The sequence below is a fragment of the Neisseria weixii genome (assembly GCF_042658245.1).
Lineage (GTDB): Bacteria > Pseudomonadota > Gammaproteobacteria > Burkholderiales > Neisseriaceae > Neisseria > Neisseria weixii.
Map to the genome: position 1 here is coordinate 1 of NZ_JBHSPY010000005.1, position 15,433 is coordinate 15,433.

Consider the following 15,433-nt stretch of genomic DNA (forward strand, 5'->3'; position numbering starts at 1 on the left):
AGGAATGTGAATGGCGTTTTAACCACAGTGAGATAAAGTCTCTTGTTCTATTTTAAAACAATTAGTAAAGCAGAATTTATTCTAGTTATCTAGTACAGCCCCAAAAATAATTACATGATTTATAACTTACTGAAAATAAAGCATACATTGATGTTTGTTAATTTATAATTAGCCATAATCCAACCAAAATTAACATGTATAAACCGCCTTTGACATGCATCTCCGTTATATTGCATATGTATTCAAAATTAGGAAAATGCTGTGTGTGTTGTGTTGAAATCCTCTCTTGTATTTCAGGTTTTATCGTTTGCAGCCTTATTAATGTGGAGCAATGTCATTTATGCCGCACCCCATTCTTCACAATTGGATGATTTCCATCCCAATTGCAATTTCCGCCAATTAAATCTGACCCAAGAGCAACACTCTGCGCTGCGCCGTATTCGTTCCGATTATAAAGTCGCTGCCGACAAAGCCTATAAAAAAGAACAGCGTACCGACCGCACACGCCGCCGTAATATTATGAAGATTTTGATCAATCCTAATTTTGATCAAAATAATGCACGTGATTATGTTGAAAGCCGCTATCTGTCGCGTATGGATTTTGCTGTTGACGAATTGGCAATCCAACACCGAATTTATCATCTGCTAAGTCCGGTCCAACGTGAAGTTTGGATGAATACCTGTTTACGTTAATATTGTTTCGCACCCAATCAAAAGGTACTTTTTCAAGTGTCTTTTGTTAATCGATTACACGCTGTTCAGGCAAGCGCCCTGCCCAATCGCAGGCAAACTGCCATGCCGATCGGCCTGAGCGGTTGCTGCGCATTTGCGCCCACAATAAAGCGGCTTTTCTAGCTGTTTCATCGTATGGCACGCCAAAGTTGCCCAACCAATTTTCCACCGCCTGCAAATAATCATTTTGGTCAAACGGATAAAAGCTCAACCACAAACCGAAGCGATCCGATAAAGAGACTTTTTCTTCTACAGCTTCTTTTTGATGGATTTCACCGCGAATGCCGGTGGTACCGCCGTTTTCATCCATGTATTCGGGCATTAAATGGCGACGGTTAGACGTGGCGTATACCAACACATTACTACAACGTTGCGACAAGCCACCGTCTAAGGTGGTTTTTAATGCTTTGTAGGTTTCATCACCAGTTTCAAACGACAAATCGTCACAGAAAATAATGAATTTTTCATCATGTCCGGCCAAAAGCGGCAACAATGCCGGCAACGTTATCAAATCACTTTTATCCACCTCAACCAAACGTAAGCCTTGATCGGCGTATTCATGCAGCAACGCCTTTACCAACGATGATTTACCCGTGCCACGCGAACCGGTCAGCAACACATTATTCGCCGGACGGCCTGCTAAAAACTGTTCGGTATTGCGAATCAAACGCTCGGTTTGCGAGCCGACTGCTGCCAAGCGACTAAGCGGGAAAGTGTGCGGATTGGGCAGACTTTCCAAAACACCTTTGCGCCCCACACTTTGCCAACGATAAGCCAATGCGTTCCAATCAATAGCAGCTTGCTCTGACGGTAAAATCAAATCCAATCGGCTTAATACCGCATCGGCTTTTTTTAAAAATTCAGCTAGTTCCATAGTGTTTTTCTTTTCAGACGGCCTGTCATTTATTTTGCGCCATCACACGTAAAACGGTATCGACAATGGCTTGTGTTTGCGGATCGATTTCAATATTGATTTCATCACCGACTTGGCGGGCACCGAATAAAGTGCGCTGTAAGGTTTCGGGAATCAGGTGTACATTGAATTCATCATCGGTCACTTCACCAATGGTGAGGCTGCAACCATCCAAGCCGACAAAGCCTTTAGTTAGGATGTAAGGCTTCAAATCCGCAGGAAGGCGAAACCAAAGCGTGCGGTTGAATTCGTTTTCTTCAATACGCGTAATCGTGGTGGTGGCCATCACATGGCCACTCATCACATGACCGCCTATCTCGTCGCCAAATTTAGCAGCCCGCTCCAAATTGACCCAATCCCCTGCTTCCAGACGGTCTAAATTGGTTTTGGCTAAGGTTTCGTTCATCAAATCAAAGCTGACTTGATTGGTATCAATTCCGCTAATGGTCAAGCAGCAGCCATTGTTGGCAACGGATGCGCCGATTTGCAGATTATCAGCCATACCGGGCGGCAGCTCGACAATATGGGTACGGAAATCGGGCGATAGTTGGTTCACGGCAACAATGCGCCCCATGCCTTGTACAATACCTGTAAACATTTTAATGCCTTGTCTTTTTGATTAATAGAATTGTAACGCAAAATTCAATAGGCCGTCTGAAAGCATGTGTATTTTTCAGACGGCCTGAGACCTCTGCAAAACCTCTTTAAAAGCCCACGCATACAAAATCAACGTTATTCCCGCGCAGACGGGAATGACGGCCTGTAGGGTTTATTGGTGTTCATGAGTTTTGCGAAGGTCTCTATTTTTCAGACGGCTCGTGACTGGATCATATTTATCCAAACAAAAAACCGAATCATCTGATTCGGTTTTTATCACTAGGCCGGGTGAAGGATTACAGTGCGTCTTTCAATGCTTTACCGGCACGGAATTTAGGAGTTTTAGCAGCAGCAATGGTCAAAGGCTCACCAGTTTTAGGGTTGCGGCCTTGACGCTCGGCACGTTCGCCAACGTAGAAAGTACCAAAACCTACTAAAGTGACAGTGTCACCTTTTTTCAGCGCTTCGGTTACGGCATTAGTAGTCGCATCCAATGCTTTTTGGGCAGCCGCTTTTGAAATACCAGCTTCTTGAGCAATCGCTTCGATTAATTCAGACTTGTTCACAATCAGTCCCTTCCTATCGTTGAAAATAATGGAGAACCCGATGATTCGGGCTTTTCGTACTTTTGAGTACCTGTGTGCTTTATAGCAATTCTGAAATTACCATGTCAAGCGAAAAGATACGGAATTGCTTTATTTTTCAGGCTTTGCAAGCAAACCCGTATCCTTTTACAACACATTTACACCAAATCAGTGTTTTGTCGCTTTGGCTCTTGACGGCTTGATTTTCGGGCTTTCGGCCAAGGTTTCCACGCTTTCCAACGGTGCTTGCCAAGGCTGCGGCTGATATTCCAAACCTAAAGCCAATACTTCGTCAATCCATTTCACAGGATGGATTTCCAAACCGGTTTTCACATTTTCCGGAATTTCTTCCAAGCCTTTAACGTTGTCTTTCGGAATCAACACATGCTTGATACCGCCGCGCAATGCCGCCAGCAGTTTCTCTTTCAAACCGCCAATCGGCAATACTTCGCCGCGCAAGGTAATCTCGCCCGTCATCGCCACATCAGCGCGCACCGGAATGCCGGTAAACGCAGAAACCATCGCCAAAGTCATGGCAATACCTGCGCTCGGGCCGTCTTTCGGCGTAGCACCTTCCGGTACATGCACGTGCATATCTTGCTTCTCGTAGAAGTTCGGCGCCAAACCGACTGATTCGGCACGTGAACGCAATACCGACCAAGCCGCAGTCACCGACTCCTTCATCACATCGCCCAATTGGCCGGTCGATTGAATGTTGCCTTTACCCGGCAAAGCCACGGCTTCTACGGTCAATAATTCGCCGCCAACTTCCGTCCACGCCAAACCGGTTACCTGACCCACACGGTTTTCATTCTCAGCCACACCGAAATCAAAGCGACGCACACCCAGATAATCATGCAGATTATCGGCATTTACCACAATCGCTTTCAGTTTGGTTTTGCGGGTTTTGGCTTTTTGTGCATCTTCTTTCAGTTGCACCGCCATCACCACTTTGCGGCAGATTTTAGCAATTTCGCGGTCAAGCGAGCGCACACCGGCCTCACGTGTGTAATAACGCACGATATCGCGTACGGCAGATTCTTCAATCACCATTTCACCATCACGCACGCCGTTGCGTTCCATTTGCTTCGGCACCAAATACTGCATTGCGATGCTGACTTTTTCATCTTCGGTGTAACCTGACAGGCGGATGATTTCCATGCGGTCGAGCAAGGCCGGTGGAATATTCATGCTGTTGGAGGTGGCGATAAACAGAACATCGCTCAAATCGTAATCCACTTCGACGAAGTGATCAGAAAACGCGTTGTTTTGCTCCGGATCGAGTACTTCCAACAAAGCCGAAGCCGGATCACCGCGGAAATCATTGCCCAATTTGTCGATTTCATCAAGCAAGAACAACGGATTTTTCACTTCTGCTTTAATCATGCTTTGAATGATTTTTCCCGGCATCGAACCGATATAGGTACGGCGGTGGCCACGGATTTCGCTTTCATCTTTCACGCCACCCAAAGCCATGCGCACATATTTGCGGCCTGTGGCTTTGGCAATCGATTGGCCCAACGAAGTTTTACCTACGCCCGGCGGACCGACCAAACACAGAATCGGCCCCTTCAGTTTGTCGCTGCGTTTTTGCACCGCTAAGTATTCCAAAATACGCTCTTTAACTTTTTCCAAACCGAAATGGTCGGCATTCAATACCAAATCTGCTTTGGCAATATCTTTGATTACGCGCGTTTTTTTCTTCCACGGCAAATCCAGCAACGTATCGATGTAATTGCGTACCACAGTCGATTCGGCCGACATTGGCGGCATCATTTTCAGCTTTTTCAATTCGCTCAAAGCTTTTTCTTGCGCTTCTTTGCTCATGCCGGCTGCTTTGATTTTGGCTTCCAGCGCATCCAGTTCGCCGCGCTCGTCTTCTTCACCCAATTCTTTCTGAATGGCTTTGACTTGCTCATTCAGATAATACTCACGCTGCGATTTTTCCATTTGGCGCTTCACACGGCCACGGATACGCTTCTCAACCTGCATGATGTCGAGTTCGGCTTCTAATTGACCCAGCAAAAATTCCATGCGGCCAACAATGCTGGCAGTTTCCAAGATTTCTTGACGTTGCTCCAGCTTCAATTGCAAATGCGCGGCAATGGTGTCTACCAAGCGGCTGTTTTCACTGATGCCGTTAATGGTATTCACCACTTCGGCCGGAATTTTTTTGTTCAATTTGGCGTATTGCTCAAATTGTGACAATAAAGTACGGCGCAGCGCTTCCATATCAGGATTGGCTTCGTCTTCATTTTCATTCACGGCTTCAACGTGCGACAAGAATAAATCGCCTTTGTCTTCCACGGTCAGGGCACGGGTACGGCGCACGCCCTCTACCAATACTTTGACCGTGCCATCCGGCAGTTTCAATACCTGCAACACTTGGGCAACCGTACCCATGCGGTGCAAATCTTTGGCAGAGGGCTCTTCGATATTCGGATCCAATTGCGCCAGCAAAAACACCGGATCATCGTTGCTCATCGCCATTTCCAGCGCAGCAATCGATTTGGGGCGGCCGACAAACAGCGGCAGCACCATATGCGGATAAACCACGACATCACGCAGCGGCAAAGTGGCCAGCGTGCTGTATTCCTCAAAATATTTGTTGTCTTCTGACATATGTGTATCTCTTGCGGTTTTGAATCAAGTTGTCTCATAAGTTGGGCTGAAAGATTGGATTTCAAGACTTGAAAATCGGCTTAATGCGCATATTTGCCCGATAACTATTTTAAATGCAAGGACAAGTCAGGTTAACAAGGCTTGGCGTTTGCATTAAAATATGCCTGAACACAAAATCAGGCCGTCTGAACAGCATTGATCGGCTTTCAGACGGCCTTAACTAAGGAATACCTCATGTCTGATCAAACCCATACCCCCGAGCAAGCCGAAACCCTGCTTGAGTTTCCGTGTATCTTCCCGTTAAAAGTGATGGGCATTACCCATCCTGAATTTGTCAGCTCTATTTTGACTGCGATTCAGGAACATGCTCCAAATACCACCGAAGCGCATGTAACCACCCGCCCAAGCAGCAAAGGCAACTACACCGGCGCCACTATAAAAATTGAAGCCACCAGCAAAGCGCAGCTTGACAATATCTACCGCATCCTGACTTCGCACGAAATGGTGAAAGTGGTTTACTAAGATGAAAATCGTGCAGAAAGGCTTGGTAGAATATCAGCCGACATTCGAAGCGATGAAAGCCTTCAATGCCAATCGCGACGAACATACTGAAGACGAATTATGGGTGGTGGAGCATCCTCCGGTGTTTACCCAAGGTTTGGCCGGCAAGCCCGAGCATTTGCTGATTCGCGACAATATTCCCGTAGTTCAAATCGACCGCGGCGGCCAAATCACTTATCACGGCCCCGGCCAATTGGTGATTTACACCATGATTGACTTCAAGCGCCGCAAAACCAGCGTGCGCCGCATCATTTCTGCACTCGAAAACAGCATCATCGCCACATTGGCCGAATACAGCATTGAAGCCGCTGCCGACCCGAAACGCCCCGGCGTATATGTTGGCACACGTAAAATCGCCTCGCTCGGCCTGCGCATCAAAAACGGATCGGTGTATCACGGCTTGGCTTTGAATGTAAATATGGACTTAAGCCCGTTTAGCCACATCAATCCTTGCGGCTATGCCGGTATGGAAATGACCCAAATCGCGGATTTCATCAATCCGTGTCCAACGCTTGCGCAAGTGGCCGATAAGCTGACCGGCCATCTGAATACGCAACTGAACTCGAAAGAATCATGATGAGCGAAATTAAAATTGACCACCCCAAACGCGGCGTAAAATTGCGCGGTGCCGACAAAACCGCCCGCATTCCGATTAAAGTGGTACCGCTACAGGAAAAATTGAAAAAGCCGGAATGGATTCGTGCCAAATTACCTTCTAAAAAATTCTTTGAAATCAAAGATATTTTGCGTGAACAAAAAATGCACACGGTGTGTGAGGAAGCATCTTGCCCGAACATCGGCGAATGCTTCAGCAAAGGCACGGCCACCTTCATGATTATGGGGGATATTTGTACCCGCCGCTGCCCGTTTTGCGACGTGGGTCACGGCCGTCCCAACATGTTAGATCCAGATGAACCGCAAAATCTCGCCGAATCTGTTGCCGCGATGAACTTACGTTATGTGGTGATTACTTCCGTTGACCGCGATGATCTGCGTGACGGCGGTGCGCAACACTTTGCCGATTGTATTAAAGCCATCCGCGAGCGCAGCCCGAACACCAAAATCGAAATCCTTGTGCCTGACTTCCGCGGCCGCTTGGACATTGCCCTAAAAATTTTGGCTGAAACCCCTCCGGATGTGATGAACCACAATTTGGAAACCCATCCGAGCCTGTATAAAAAAGCCCGCCCGGGCGCCAACTACCAACACTCATTGGATTTATTGCGCCGTTATAAAGAAATGATGCCGCACATTCCGACCAAATCCGGCATCATGGTCGGCTTAGGCGAAACCGATGAAGACGTGCGCGAAATCATGCGCGATATGCGTGCCCACAACATCGAGATGATTACCATCGGCCAATATCTGCAACCTTCAGACGGCCATTTGCCGGTATTACGCTATGTCACGCCTGAACAATTCAAAATCTTTGAAAAAGAAGCGTATGAATTGGGCTTTAGCAACGCTGCTATCGGCGCGATGGTTCGCTCCAGCTACCATGCCGACGAACAAGCTGCCGAAGCGCTACGCGAAAGCCACGGAAGTGGTTGCAGCCACTAAGTCAAACACTTTTGTCATGCCGTCTGAACTTTTCAGACGGCATGATTTTTCATTTTCTATTATTGGTCGATAAAGCTTTAAAAAGCTTTTATGCTATACTTCAAGCAAAATATGCATAAAAGTGCCATATACTTTATTTTCCTAACAACCTGTTTTAATAGGAAGTAATGGCACATTTCAAACATCATTCAGACCTTTTGAAAATTAAAACAAAATAAAACTATACTTTTTCTTAATTTATGCGATAATAGCTAAATAAATTCTTAGAAAATCCGTGACAACACTTACAGAAAGCACCATTATGTCAGATGAAAAAAGCAAAGCCCTTGCCGCTGCCTTAGCCCAAATCGAAAAAAACTTCGGTAAGGGCTCCATCATGAAGATGGACGGCAGTCATCAGGAAGAAAACTTAGAAGTAATCTCAACCGGCTCGCTCGGCTTGGACTTGGCTTTGGGGGTAGGCGGTTTGCCGCGCGGGCGCGTGGTCGAAATCTTCGGCCCGGAATCATCAGGTAAAACCACTTTATGTTTGGAAGCAATTGCGCAATGCCAAAAATCAGGTGGTGTGTGCGCGTTCATCGATGCCGAGCATGCATTCGACCCGATTTATGCGCGCAAATTGGGAGTGAAAGTAGAAGAGTTGTACCTTTCCCAACCGGATACCGGCGAACAGGCCTTGGAAATCTGTGACACCTTGGTACGCTCCGGCGGTGTGGACATGGTAGTGGTTGACTCGGTAGCCGCATTGGTGCCGAAAGCCGAAATCGAAGGCGAAATGGGCGACAGCCATGTTGGTTTACAAGCGCGCTTAATGAGCCAAGCTTTGCGTAAACTGACCGGCCACATCAAACGCACCAACACTTTAGTGGTATTCATTAACCAAATCCGCATGAAAATCGGCGTGATGTTCGGCAGCCCGGAAACCACCACCGGCGGTAACGCACTGAAATTCTATGCTTCCGTCCGCTTGGATATCCGCCGTACCGGCCAAATCAAAAAAGGCGACGATGTGATTGGTAACGAAACCAAAGTCAAAGTGATTAAAAACAAAGTGGCCCCCCCATTCCGTCAAGCCGAATTTGATATTCTGTATGGCGAAGGCGTGAGCTGGGAAGGTGAATTGATCGATATCGGCGTGAAATACGACATCGTTGAAAAATCCGGCGCATGGTACAGCTACAACGGTGCGAAAATCGGCCAAGGCAAAGACAACGTACGCCTGTGGCTGAAAGAAAATCTGGAGGTCGCCAACGAAATCGATGCCAAAATCCGCGCAGCAGTCGGCATCAACATCGACATCACCGAAGGTAAAATCGACGATACCGATGGCGAACGCCCTGAAGAGTAAAACCGTAACAACAACGTAGGCTTAATGCCTCATTAAAAAAAGAGCAGGTTTGACACCTGCTCTTTTTATTTTGGTTGGCTTTTGGATACCAATGCCATCTCAAAATAAATATCCTCCAGCTTAAAGCTTGGGCATTTTCTCCTCACGAATTGGTAAATTCAACAGAGCAGCCACAGCGGCAAACGCCACATCAGCGTACCACATCCAGCTGTAATCACCCAAAGCCGTAAACGCAACCCCACCCAAATACACGCCCAGAAAACCACCAATTTGATGGGACAACAAAGTTAAACCGAATAAAGTAGCCAAATAACGCAAACCGAACAATTTACCGGTAATCGCGGCAGTCGGCGGCACAGTGGCTAACCGCGTCAAACCCAGTCCGAAGGCGAATAGGTAAAACGTCCAGTCGGTGCGCGGCAGCATCAAGTAAACCAAAATCAGCAATGCACGCGAACCATACATCCAAAATAAAATATATTTACTGCGGAATTTGCCCACACACCAGCCTGCTGCCAAGCAAATTGGCGAGGCCGATAATCGCCAGCGACCACGAAGCCACCGTCGGCGGCAAACCACAAAGCCACTTCAGTCGGCAAATGCATCACAAAAAAAGCAATGTGAAAGCCGCAGGTAAAAAAGCCCAGATGCAACAAAATATAGCTGCGGTCTTTAAATGCCTGGGAAACGGCTTGTTTTAAAGTCTGTTCAGATGGCACATTCGAGGCCGTCTGAACAGCCACCACTCCCGATTCCCTGCGTGTCAGCCAACGTGCAATCGGAATAATTAGCAAACTCACCAGCGCCGAAACATACATGGCACCGCGCCAACCGATGGCAGGTAAAAAAATCAGTCCTTGCAACACCGGCGAAAACAAAAATTAGCCGAACGAACCGCCTGCATTGACCACGCCCGAAGCCGTACCGCGCATTGATGGCGGCAGCTTATTGGAAACTTGGCTCATCAAAATCGAATGGCTGCCCGCACCGGCACCCATCGCCAACATTATGCCCATGTTTAAAGGTCAAACCCCAAGTGGTGGTAAGCGACGGTATTAGCACACAGCCAATAGCCAGAATAACCGTCCCCCGCAACAACACCGGCCACGCACCGAAACGATCCGCCAATACGCCCGACAGCGGCTGCATCACGCCCCACATCAATTGGCACATCGCCATCGCAAAACTGATACCGGCAATACTCAACGTCGTGGAATTTACCATCGGCTGCACAAACAAACCGAGCGACATCCTGATGCCCATGGTAATCATCAGCACCGCCGCCGCTGCAAACGCAATCAGCCACAATAATTTCGTTTGATGAGTCTCTGTCTGCATATTTTCTTTTAATGGGTAGTAATACATAAACAAAGCCGTCTGAAACCAATATTCAGACGGTATTCATGACTTCATTAAACCTTAATCCGTCTGCCTGTCTGAGCGCTTTCATAAGCTTTTTCAATCAAGCCCAACACCTGCGCCACTTGCCGTACATTGACTGCCAAAGGCCCGCCTTCAGTGAAGGCAGCATAAAGATTCCGATAAAACGCACCATAATCGCCGCGTTCGCCCGGTATGGTTTGGCGCATGACTTGGCCGTCAATTTCCGTGTGCAACACGCCCCATTCTTGCGGTGTTTCCACATTCCAATCACCCTCAGGCAACATACCGCTGACCAGCAAGGCTTCCTGATTGTCCGCATCCTGTTTGATGTACGAACCTTTTTTACCGTGCAGCGTCATAAACGGCAACGGCTCGCGGGCATATTTGGTGCCGATAAGCGAAACTTTCAGGCCGTCTGAATAATACAGCGCGATGTCGAAATTATCGTCGCTCAACGCGCCCTCGTGCTGATGGCGGATATCTGCATAAATTTCAGACGGCATACCCAATAAATCCACCGCCATATCCAATAAATGCGAGCCCAAATCATACACCAAGCCCACGCCTGCGCCGCCCGTTTCCTTCCAGCGTTTTTTATTTAAACCTACCGCATAACGTTCAAAACGAAATTCCGCATCGACAATCTCGCCCAACAGGCCGTCTGAAAGCAGCTTTTTCGCCGTAAGCGGCGCACTGTCCCAACGCCGGTTTTGATAAACCGTCAACAACACGCCCTGCTTATCAGCCAAATCGGCCAAGATTAACGCTTCTTCCGCCGTGGCACACAGCGGCTTTTCCACCACCACATGCTTACCCGCCGATAAGGCTGCTTTGCCCAACTCAAAATGCGTTTGGTTTGGCGTGGTAATCACGATTAAATCCACGTCGTCAGTAAGCAAACTATCAAAACTGCGCACAATTTCCGCTTCCGGCAACACACTTTTCGCCTTGTCGCTGCTGCGTTCAAATACCTTCACCACCTCAAAACGACCGTCCGCACGCCAAAACGGCAGATGAAACACTTGTGCCGACATACCGAATCCGGCCAAGCCGATGTTGATTTTTTTCATTCGATTTCCTTTTCAGACGGCCTAATCACAGAATATCCGCTATAATAGCGCATTAATGAAACAGGCTATATGCTTGATTGACAAGATCCATGCCCAAGCCAGCTCAGACGGCCATCAGAAAGGACACATTATGCGAAAACCACAACGCGGCTATGCCCGCCAAGACCGGGTTCGTGAACAAATCATGCGCGAACTGGCCGAACTCGTCCGCACCGATTTGAAAGACCCGCGCGCCGGTTTCATCACCATCAACGAAGTCGAAGTCACCCGCGATTACAGCCACGCTACCGTGTTTTACACCGTATTGGACGACAGCACCCGCGAAATCACCGAAGAAGCGCTCGAGCATGCCAAAGGCCATTTGCGCAGCGAATTGGCCAAGCGCATCAAGCTCTTCAAAATTCCCGAGCTGCATTTCAAATACGACGAATCTTTAGAACGCGGCATGAGCATTTCCAGCCTGATTGACCAAGTGGCGGCGGAAAAGCCGGTAGAAGATTAAACCATCCATAATAAAGGCCGTCTGAAAAGCATTTAACCGGCTTTCAGACGGTCTTTTACAGTTAAAATCCCATGAATACCAAACCCAGCAAACGCCCTGTTAACGGCGTTTTATTACTCGACAAACCCGAAGGCTTGAGCAGCAACACCGCCCTGCAAAAAGCGCGCCGTCTATACCGCGCCGAAAAAGCCGGCCACACCGGTGTGCTCGACCCCTTAGCCACCGGCCTTTTGCCCGTGTGCTTCGGCGAAGCGGCCAAGTTCGCGCAATATCTGCTTGATGCCGATAAAGCCTACACCGCCACCCTGAAACTGGGCGAAGCCAGCACCACCGGCGATGCCGAAGGCGAAATCATCGACACCGCCCGCGCTGATATTTCCCTACAAGAATTTCAGACGGCCTGTACCGCGCTGACCGGCCCTATCCGCCAAGTACCGCCGATGTTTTCCGCTTTGAAACACGAAGGCAAACCGCTTTACGAATACGCGCGCAAAGGCATTGTGATTGAGCGCAAACCGCGCGACATCACCATTTACTCGATTGACATTCAAGAATTTGCCGCACCCAAAGCCGTGATTGACGTACGTTGCAGCAAAGGCACTTACATCCGTACCCTCAGCGAAGACATCGCCAAACACATCGGCACTTTCGCCCACCTGACCGCCCTGCGCCGCACCGAAACCGCCGGTTTCACCATCGCACAAAGCCACACGCTGGAACAATTGGCAGACTTAAGCGAAGCCGAACGCGACGCGCTCTTACTGCCTTGCGATGTGCTGGTGCAGCATTTGCCGAAGATCACACTCAATGACCACGCCGTAGAAATGTTGAAATTCGGCCAACGCCCGCAGTTCACCGAAAACATTGCGCATGAACAACCGATTCGTGTGTACAGCCAACAAGGCGAATTTATCGGTTTGGTTGAGTATCAACAAGACATAGGCCGTCTGAAAGCCTTGCGTTTGATGAATACGGCGAATACAAGCGAATAAAAACACAAAAGGCCGTCTGAAAAAATTTTTTCAGACGGCCTTTTTTCTATTCAATCAAATTTTCTATTCAATCAAAATCAACGCAATAATTGTTGCGATTCCCCACGCTCGGCGGCGTGAACCTTGTCTTGCGCGGCTTTGACATTGTTTTCCAAGCCCTGCACGCGCTCTAAATATTTGGCGTAATTGCGTTCATTGCCCAAGCGCACTTTCTTGCCTTCTTCCAAAGCGTGCTGCGCCTGCTGCAATTCGCGTTGCGCCGCTTCCAAATCGGCAGATGTGTTTGCTTGCGGCGTGCTTTCGCTGATGGCGACCGGCGCCGCAGTTTGATAAACGGGTGCCGAAGTATACACCGATGGGCGGCCGATATTGCTGGCTTTGCAGTTTTTGCCGCCGTCTTGGCTATAGACCTTGCGGCCTGAGCGGTCGGAGCATTCGTAAATGGTTGCGGCTTGGGCGGTCGAAACGAGCAAGGCCAAGGCGAGTAAAACGGTTTTTTTCATGTGATTCATCCGGTTTCAATCAATTCAAGCTATTGTAATGGATTCGCGTCAGGGTAAAACGCCGGTTTGCGTAAAAATAACTTGGCTAAAACCACTTCCACCAAATAAACACCAGCGCGGCAATCATGATCAGATTGGCGATGATAATCGGCGTCCAGCGTTGCGGCTGCTGGCGCACTTCGGTGGCATTGCGCGTGCGGCGGATATAGAAAAACGGGCTGAGCAGCATCGATGCCGCGCAAATCAGAATAATCACGGCGTAATAGATTTTTTCGGTTTCCAACGCGCTTCCTTTTCAGACGGCCTCTATAAAATATGCTACAATTTCGCCCGATTATAACACTCTATTTATAAAGGTTTTACAAAGAATGATTTCTACCAACGGCATTACCATGCAGTTTGGCGCAAAGCCGCTGTTTGAAAACGTGTCTGTCAAATTCGGCGAAGGCAACCGCTACGGTTTGATCGGCGCCAACGGCTCGGGCAAATCCACGTTTATGAAAATTCTGGGCGGCGATTTGGAGCAGACTGCCGGTGAAGTGGCGATTGAAAACGGCGTGCGCTTGGGTAAGCTGAAACAAGACCAGTTTGCTTACGAAGATATGCGCGTGTTGGATGTGGTGTTGATGGGACACACCGAAATGTGGGCGGCCATGACCGAACGCGACTTGATTTACGCCAACATGGATGCCACCGAAGACGATTACATGCGCGCGGCCGATTTGGAAGCCAAGTTTGCCGAATACGACGGCTACACCGCCGAAGCACGCGCCGCCGAATTGTTGAGCGGCGTGGGCATTTCTGAAGATTTGCACAATGCGCAAATGAGCGAAGTTGCTCCGGGCTTCAAATTGCGCGTGTTGCTGGCGCAGGCATTGTTTTCCAAGCCCGACGTGTTGCTGCTTGACGAGCCGACCAACAACTTGGACATCAACACCATCCGCTGGTTGGAAGGCGTATTGAACGAATACGATTCGACCATGATCATCATCTCGCATGACCGTCACTTTTTGAACGAAGTGTGCACCCACATGGCCGACTTGGACTACAACACCATCACCATCTATCCGGGCAACTACGACGATTACATGCTCGCTTCGGCACAATCCCGCGAGCGCGCGCTGAAAGACAACGCCAAAGCCAAAGAAAAACTGCAGGAACTGCAAGAATTCGTGGCGCGTTTCTCGGCCAACAAATCCAAAGCCCGCCAAGCCACCAGCCGCTTGAAACAGGCCGACAAAATCAAATCGGAAATGGTCGAAGTCAAACCTTCTACCCGCCAAAACCCGTATATCCGTTTTGAAGCCGACGAAAAAGCCAAGCTGCACCGTCAGGCCGTGGAAGTGGAAAAACTGGCCAAGCGCTTTGAAACCCAGTTGTTCAAAAACCTCAACTTCATCTTGGAGGCCGGCCAGCGCCTGGCGATTATCGGCCCGAACGGTGCCGGTAAATCCACTTTGCTGAAATTATTGGCCGGTGCCTACAATGCTGAATATTCAGACGGCCTCACACCGGATGAAGGCACCATCAAATGGGCGGAAAAAGCCCACGTCGGCTACTATCCGCAAGACCATGAAAACGACTTCGGCGTCGATATGGACTTGAGCGAATGGATGCGGCAATGGGGTCAGGAAGGCGACGACGAGCAAGTCATCCGCGGCACCCTCGGCCGCCTGCTCTTCGGCAGCAACGATGTGGTGAAAAAAGTCAAAGTATTGTCCGGCGGAGAGAAAGGCCGCATGTTCTACGGCAAATTATTGCTGTTGAAACCGAACGTGCTGGTGATGGACGAACCGACCAACCACATGGACATGGAAAGCATTGAATCGCTCAACATGGCGCTGGAAAAATACAACGGCACGCTGATTTTCGTTTCGCACGACCGTCAGTTTGTTTCGTCGCTCGCCACCCAAATCATCGAGCTCGACGGCAAAGGCGGCTACGAACATTACTTGGGCGACTACGAAAGCTATTTGGAGAAAAAAGGCTTGGTTTGATTTTCCATTAAATGAAGCTGAAACTGAAACAGGCCGTCTGAAAAGTGAATCTGCTTTTCAGACGGCCTT

Annotated in this window: 15 protein-coding genes and 2 pseudogenes; 9 read left to right on the plus strand and 8 right to left on the minus strand. The window is 48.8% G+C overall.

Annotated features, from left to right (window positions below; all coding sequences use genetic code 11):
- Both ACFPVS_RS04320 and ACFPVS_RS04325 read left to right on the plus strand, forming a co-directional pair.
- Positions 1 to 85, plus strand: a pseudogene (locus ACFPVS_RS04320) (IS1595 family transposase); the annotation flags it as partial.
- 236 nt (positions 86 to 321) lie between these two features.
- Positions 322 to 693 carry a Spy/CpxP family protein refolding chaperone gene (locus tag ACFPVS_RS04325; protein ID WP_096294999.1) on the plus strand — a complete coding sequence of 124 codons (372 nt, stop codon included), beginning with the start codon at positions 322 to 324 and terminating at the stop codon, positions 691 to 693.
- A gap of 46 nt (positions 694 to 739) precedes the next feature.
- Here the strand turns inward: ACFPVS_RS04325 and ACFPVS_RS04330 are convergent, their stop codons facing one another.
- From ACFPVS_RS04330 to lon, 4 genes are all read right to left on the minus strand, one after another.
- Positions 740 to 1,606, minus strand: a complete 867-nt coding sequence (locus ACFPVS_RS04330; protein ID WP_096294998.1) for an ATP-binding protein — start codon at positions 1,604 to 1,606, stop codon at positions 740 to 742.
- Between the two features lie 25 nt (positions 1,607 to 1,631).
- Positions 1,632 to 2,243: a riboflavin synthase subunit alpha gene (locus ACFPVS_RS04335; RefSeq protein ID WP_378595439.1), complete on the minus strand. Its 612-nt coding sequence runs from the start codon at positions 2,241 to 2,243 to the stop codon at positions 1,632 to 1,634.
- A 295-nt stretch (positions 2,244 to 2,538) separates the two neighbouring features.
- Complete coding sequence (locus ACFPVS_RS04340; RefSeq protein ID WP_066078839.1) at positions 2,539 to 2,808, minus strand: HU family DNA-binding protein; 270 nt, start codon at positions 2,806 to 2,808, stop codon at positions 2,539 to 2,541.
- Between the two features lie 186 nt (positions 2,809 to 2,994).
- A complete protein-coding gene (gene lon / locus ACFPVS_RS04345; protein WP_378595440.1) occupies positions 2,995 to 5,448 on the minus strand; it encodes an endopeptidase La in 2,454 nt (817 codons plus the stop codon).
- Between the two features lie 234 nt (positions 5,449 to 5,682).
- On the opposite strand from lon, the gene ACFPVS_RS04350 reads away from it, so the two are divergent.
- The 4 genes from ACFPVS_RS04350 (at position 5,683) to recA (ending at position 8,917) form a co-directional block, all read left to right on the plus strand.
- A complete protein-coding gene (locus ACFPVS_RS04350) occupies positions 5,683 to 5,970 on the plus strand; it encodes a YbeD family protein (RefSeq protein WP_123803896.1) in 288 nt (95 codons plus the stop codon).
- A gap of 1 nt (position 5,971) precedes the next feature.
- Positions 5,972 to 6,586 (plus strand): lipoyl(octanoyl) transferase LipB, encoded by a 615-nt coding sequence (lipB, locus tag ACFPVS_RS04355; protein WP_096294997.1) that lies wholly within the window; start codon positions 5,972 to 5,974, stop codon positions 6,584 to 6,586.
- Entirely contained in the window at positions 6,586 to 7,569 is a 984-nt protein-coding gene (lipA, locus tag ACFPVS_RS04360; RefSeq protein WP_096294996.1) for a lipoyl synthase, read from the plus strand. The genes lipB and lipA overlap by 1 nt, the downstream gene beginning before the upstream one ends.
- Before the next feature lie 301 nt (positions 7,570 to 7,870).
- On the plus strand, positions 7,871 to 8,917 hold the full coding sequence (gene recA, locus ACFPVS_RS04365) for a recombinase RecA (RefSeq protein WP_378595441.1): 1,047 nt from the start codon (positions 7,871 to 7,873) through the stop codon (positions 8,915 to 8,917).
- 120 nt (positions 8,918 to 9,037) lie between these two features.
- Here the strand turns inward: recA and ACFPVS_RS04370 are convergent.
- Positions 9,038 to 10,255: pseudogene (locus tag ACFPVS_RS04370) on the minus strand (MFS transporter).
- A 74-nt stretch (positions 10,256 to 10,329) separates the two neighbouring features.
- The gene (locus tag ACFPVS_RS04375; protein ID WP_096294995.1) at positions 10,330 to 11,370 is read right to left on the minus strand and encodes a Gfo/Idh/MocA family oxidoreductase; all 1,041 of its coding nucleotides are present in this window, start codon (positions 11,368 to 11,370) and stop codon (positions 10,330 to 10,332) included.
- Between the two features lie 130 nt (positions 11,371 to 11,500).
- Between ACFPVS_RS04375 and rbfA the strand changes: the two genes are divergently transcribed.
- Together rbfA and truB are read left to right on the plus strand one after the other, a co-directional pair.
- On the plus strand, positions 11,501 to 11,872 hold the full coding sequence (gene rbfA, locus ACFPVS_RS04380) for a 30S ribosome-binding factor RbfA (RefSeq protein WP_096296097.1): 372 nt from the start codon (positions 11,501 to 11,503) through the stop codon (positions 11,870 to 11,872).
- Between the two features lie 71 nt (positions 11,873 to 11,943).
- Complete coding sequence (gene truB / locus ACFPVS_RS04385) at positions 11,944 to 12,864, plus strand: tRNA pseudouridine(55) synthase TruB (RefSeq protein WP_096294994.1); 921 nt, start codon at positions 11,944 to 11,946, stop codon at positions 12,862 to 12,864.
- A 77-nt stretch (positions 12,865 to 12,941) separates the two neighbouring features.
- Here the strand turns inward: truB and ACFPVS_RS04390 are convergent, their stop codons facing one another.
- On the minus strand, positions 12,942 to 13,367 hold the full coding sequence (locus tag ACFPVS_RS04390) for a DUF4124 domain-containing protein (protein ID WP_096294993.1): 426 nt from the start codon (positions 13,365 to 13,367) through the stop codon (positions 12,942 to 12,944).
- An 85-nt stretch (positions 13,368 to 13,452) separates the two neighbouring features.
- The gene (locus tag ACFPVS_RS04395) at positions 13,453 to 13,650 is read right to left on the minus strand and encodes a hypothetical protein (RefSeq protein ID WP_096294992.1); all 198 of its coding nucleotides are present in this window, start codon (positions 13,648 to 13,650) and stop codon (positions 13,453 to 13,455) included.
- A gap of 85 nt (positions 13,651 to 13,735) precedes the next feature.
- On the opposite strand from ACFPVS_RS04395, the gene ACFPVS_RS04400 reads away from it, so the two are divergent.
- Positions 13,736 to 15,364 carry an ABC-F family ATPase gene (locus ACFPVS_RS04400; protein ID WP_123803901.1) on the plus strand — a complete coding sequence of 543 codons (1,629 nt, stop codon included), beginning with the start codon at positions 13,736 to 13,738 and terminating at the stop codon, positions 15,362 to 15,364.
- Positions 15,365 to 15,433: the final 69 nt, after the last annotated feature.

Coding starts and splice junctions, on each gene's coding strand:
- lon (WP_378595440.1), bottom strand. CDS start 5,448: ATGTCAGAAGACAACAAATATTTTGAGGAATACAGCACGCTGGCCACT.
- truB (WP_096294994.1), top strand. CDS start 11,944: ATGAATACCAAACCCAGCAAACGCCCTGTTAACGGCGTTTTATTACTC.
- ACFPVS_RS04390 (WP_096294993.1), bottom strand. CDS start 13,367: ATGAAAAAAACCGTTTTACTCGCCTTGGCCTTGCTCGTTTCGACCGCC.
- lipA (WP_096294996.1), top strand. CDS start 6,586: ATGAGCGAAATTAAAATTGACCACCCCAAACGCGGCGTAAAATTGCGC.
- ACFPVS_RS04335 (WP_378595439.1), bottom strand. CDS start 2,243: ATGTTTACAGGTATTGTACAAGGCATGGGGCGCATTGTTGCCGTGAAC.
- recA (WP_378595441.1), top strand. CDS start 7,871: ATGTCAGATGAAAAAAGCAAAGCCCTTGCCGCTGCCTTAGCCCAAATC.
- ACFPVS_RS04375 (WP_096294995.1), bottom strand. CDS start 11,370: ATGAAAAAAATCAACATCGGCTTGGCCGGATTCGGTATGTCGGCACAA.
- ACFPVS_RS04330 (WP_096294998.1), bottom strand. CDS start 1,606: ATGGAACTAGCTGAATTTTTAAAAAAAGCCGATGCGGTATTAAGCCGA.
- ACFPVS_RS04325 (WP_096294999.1), top strand. CDS start 322: ATGTGGAGCAATGTCATTTATGCCGCACCCCATTCTTCACAATTGGAT.
- rbfA (WP_096296097.1), top strand. CDS start 11,501: ATGCGAAAACCACAACGCGGCTATGCCCGCCAAGACCGGGTTCGTGAA.
- ACFPVS_RS04400 (WP_123803901.1), top strand. CDS start 13,736: ATGATTTCTACCAACGGCATTACCATGCAGTTTGGCGCAAAGCCGCTG.
- lipB (WP_096294997.1), top strand. CDS start 5,972: ATGAAAATCGTGCAGAAAGGCTTGGTAGAATATCAGCCGACATTCGAA.
- ACFPVS_RS04350 (WP_123803896.1), top strand. CDS start 5,683: ATGTCTGATCAAACCCATACCCCCGAGCAAGCCGAAACCCTGCTTGAG.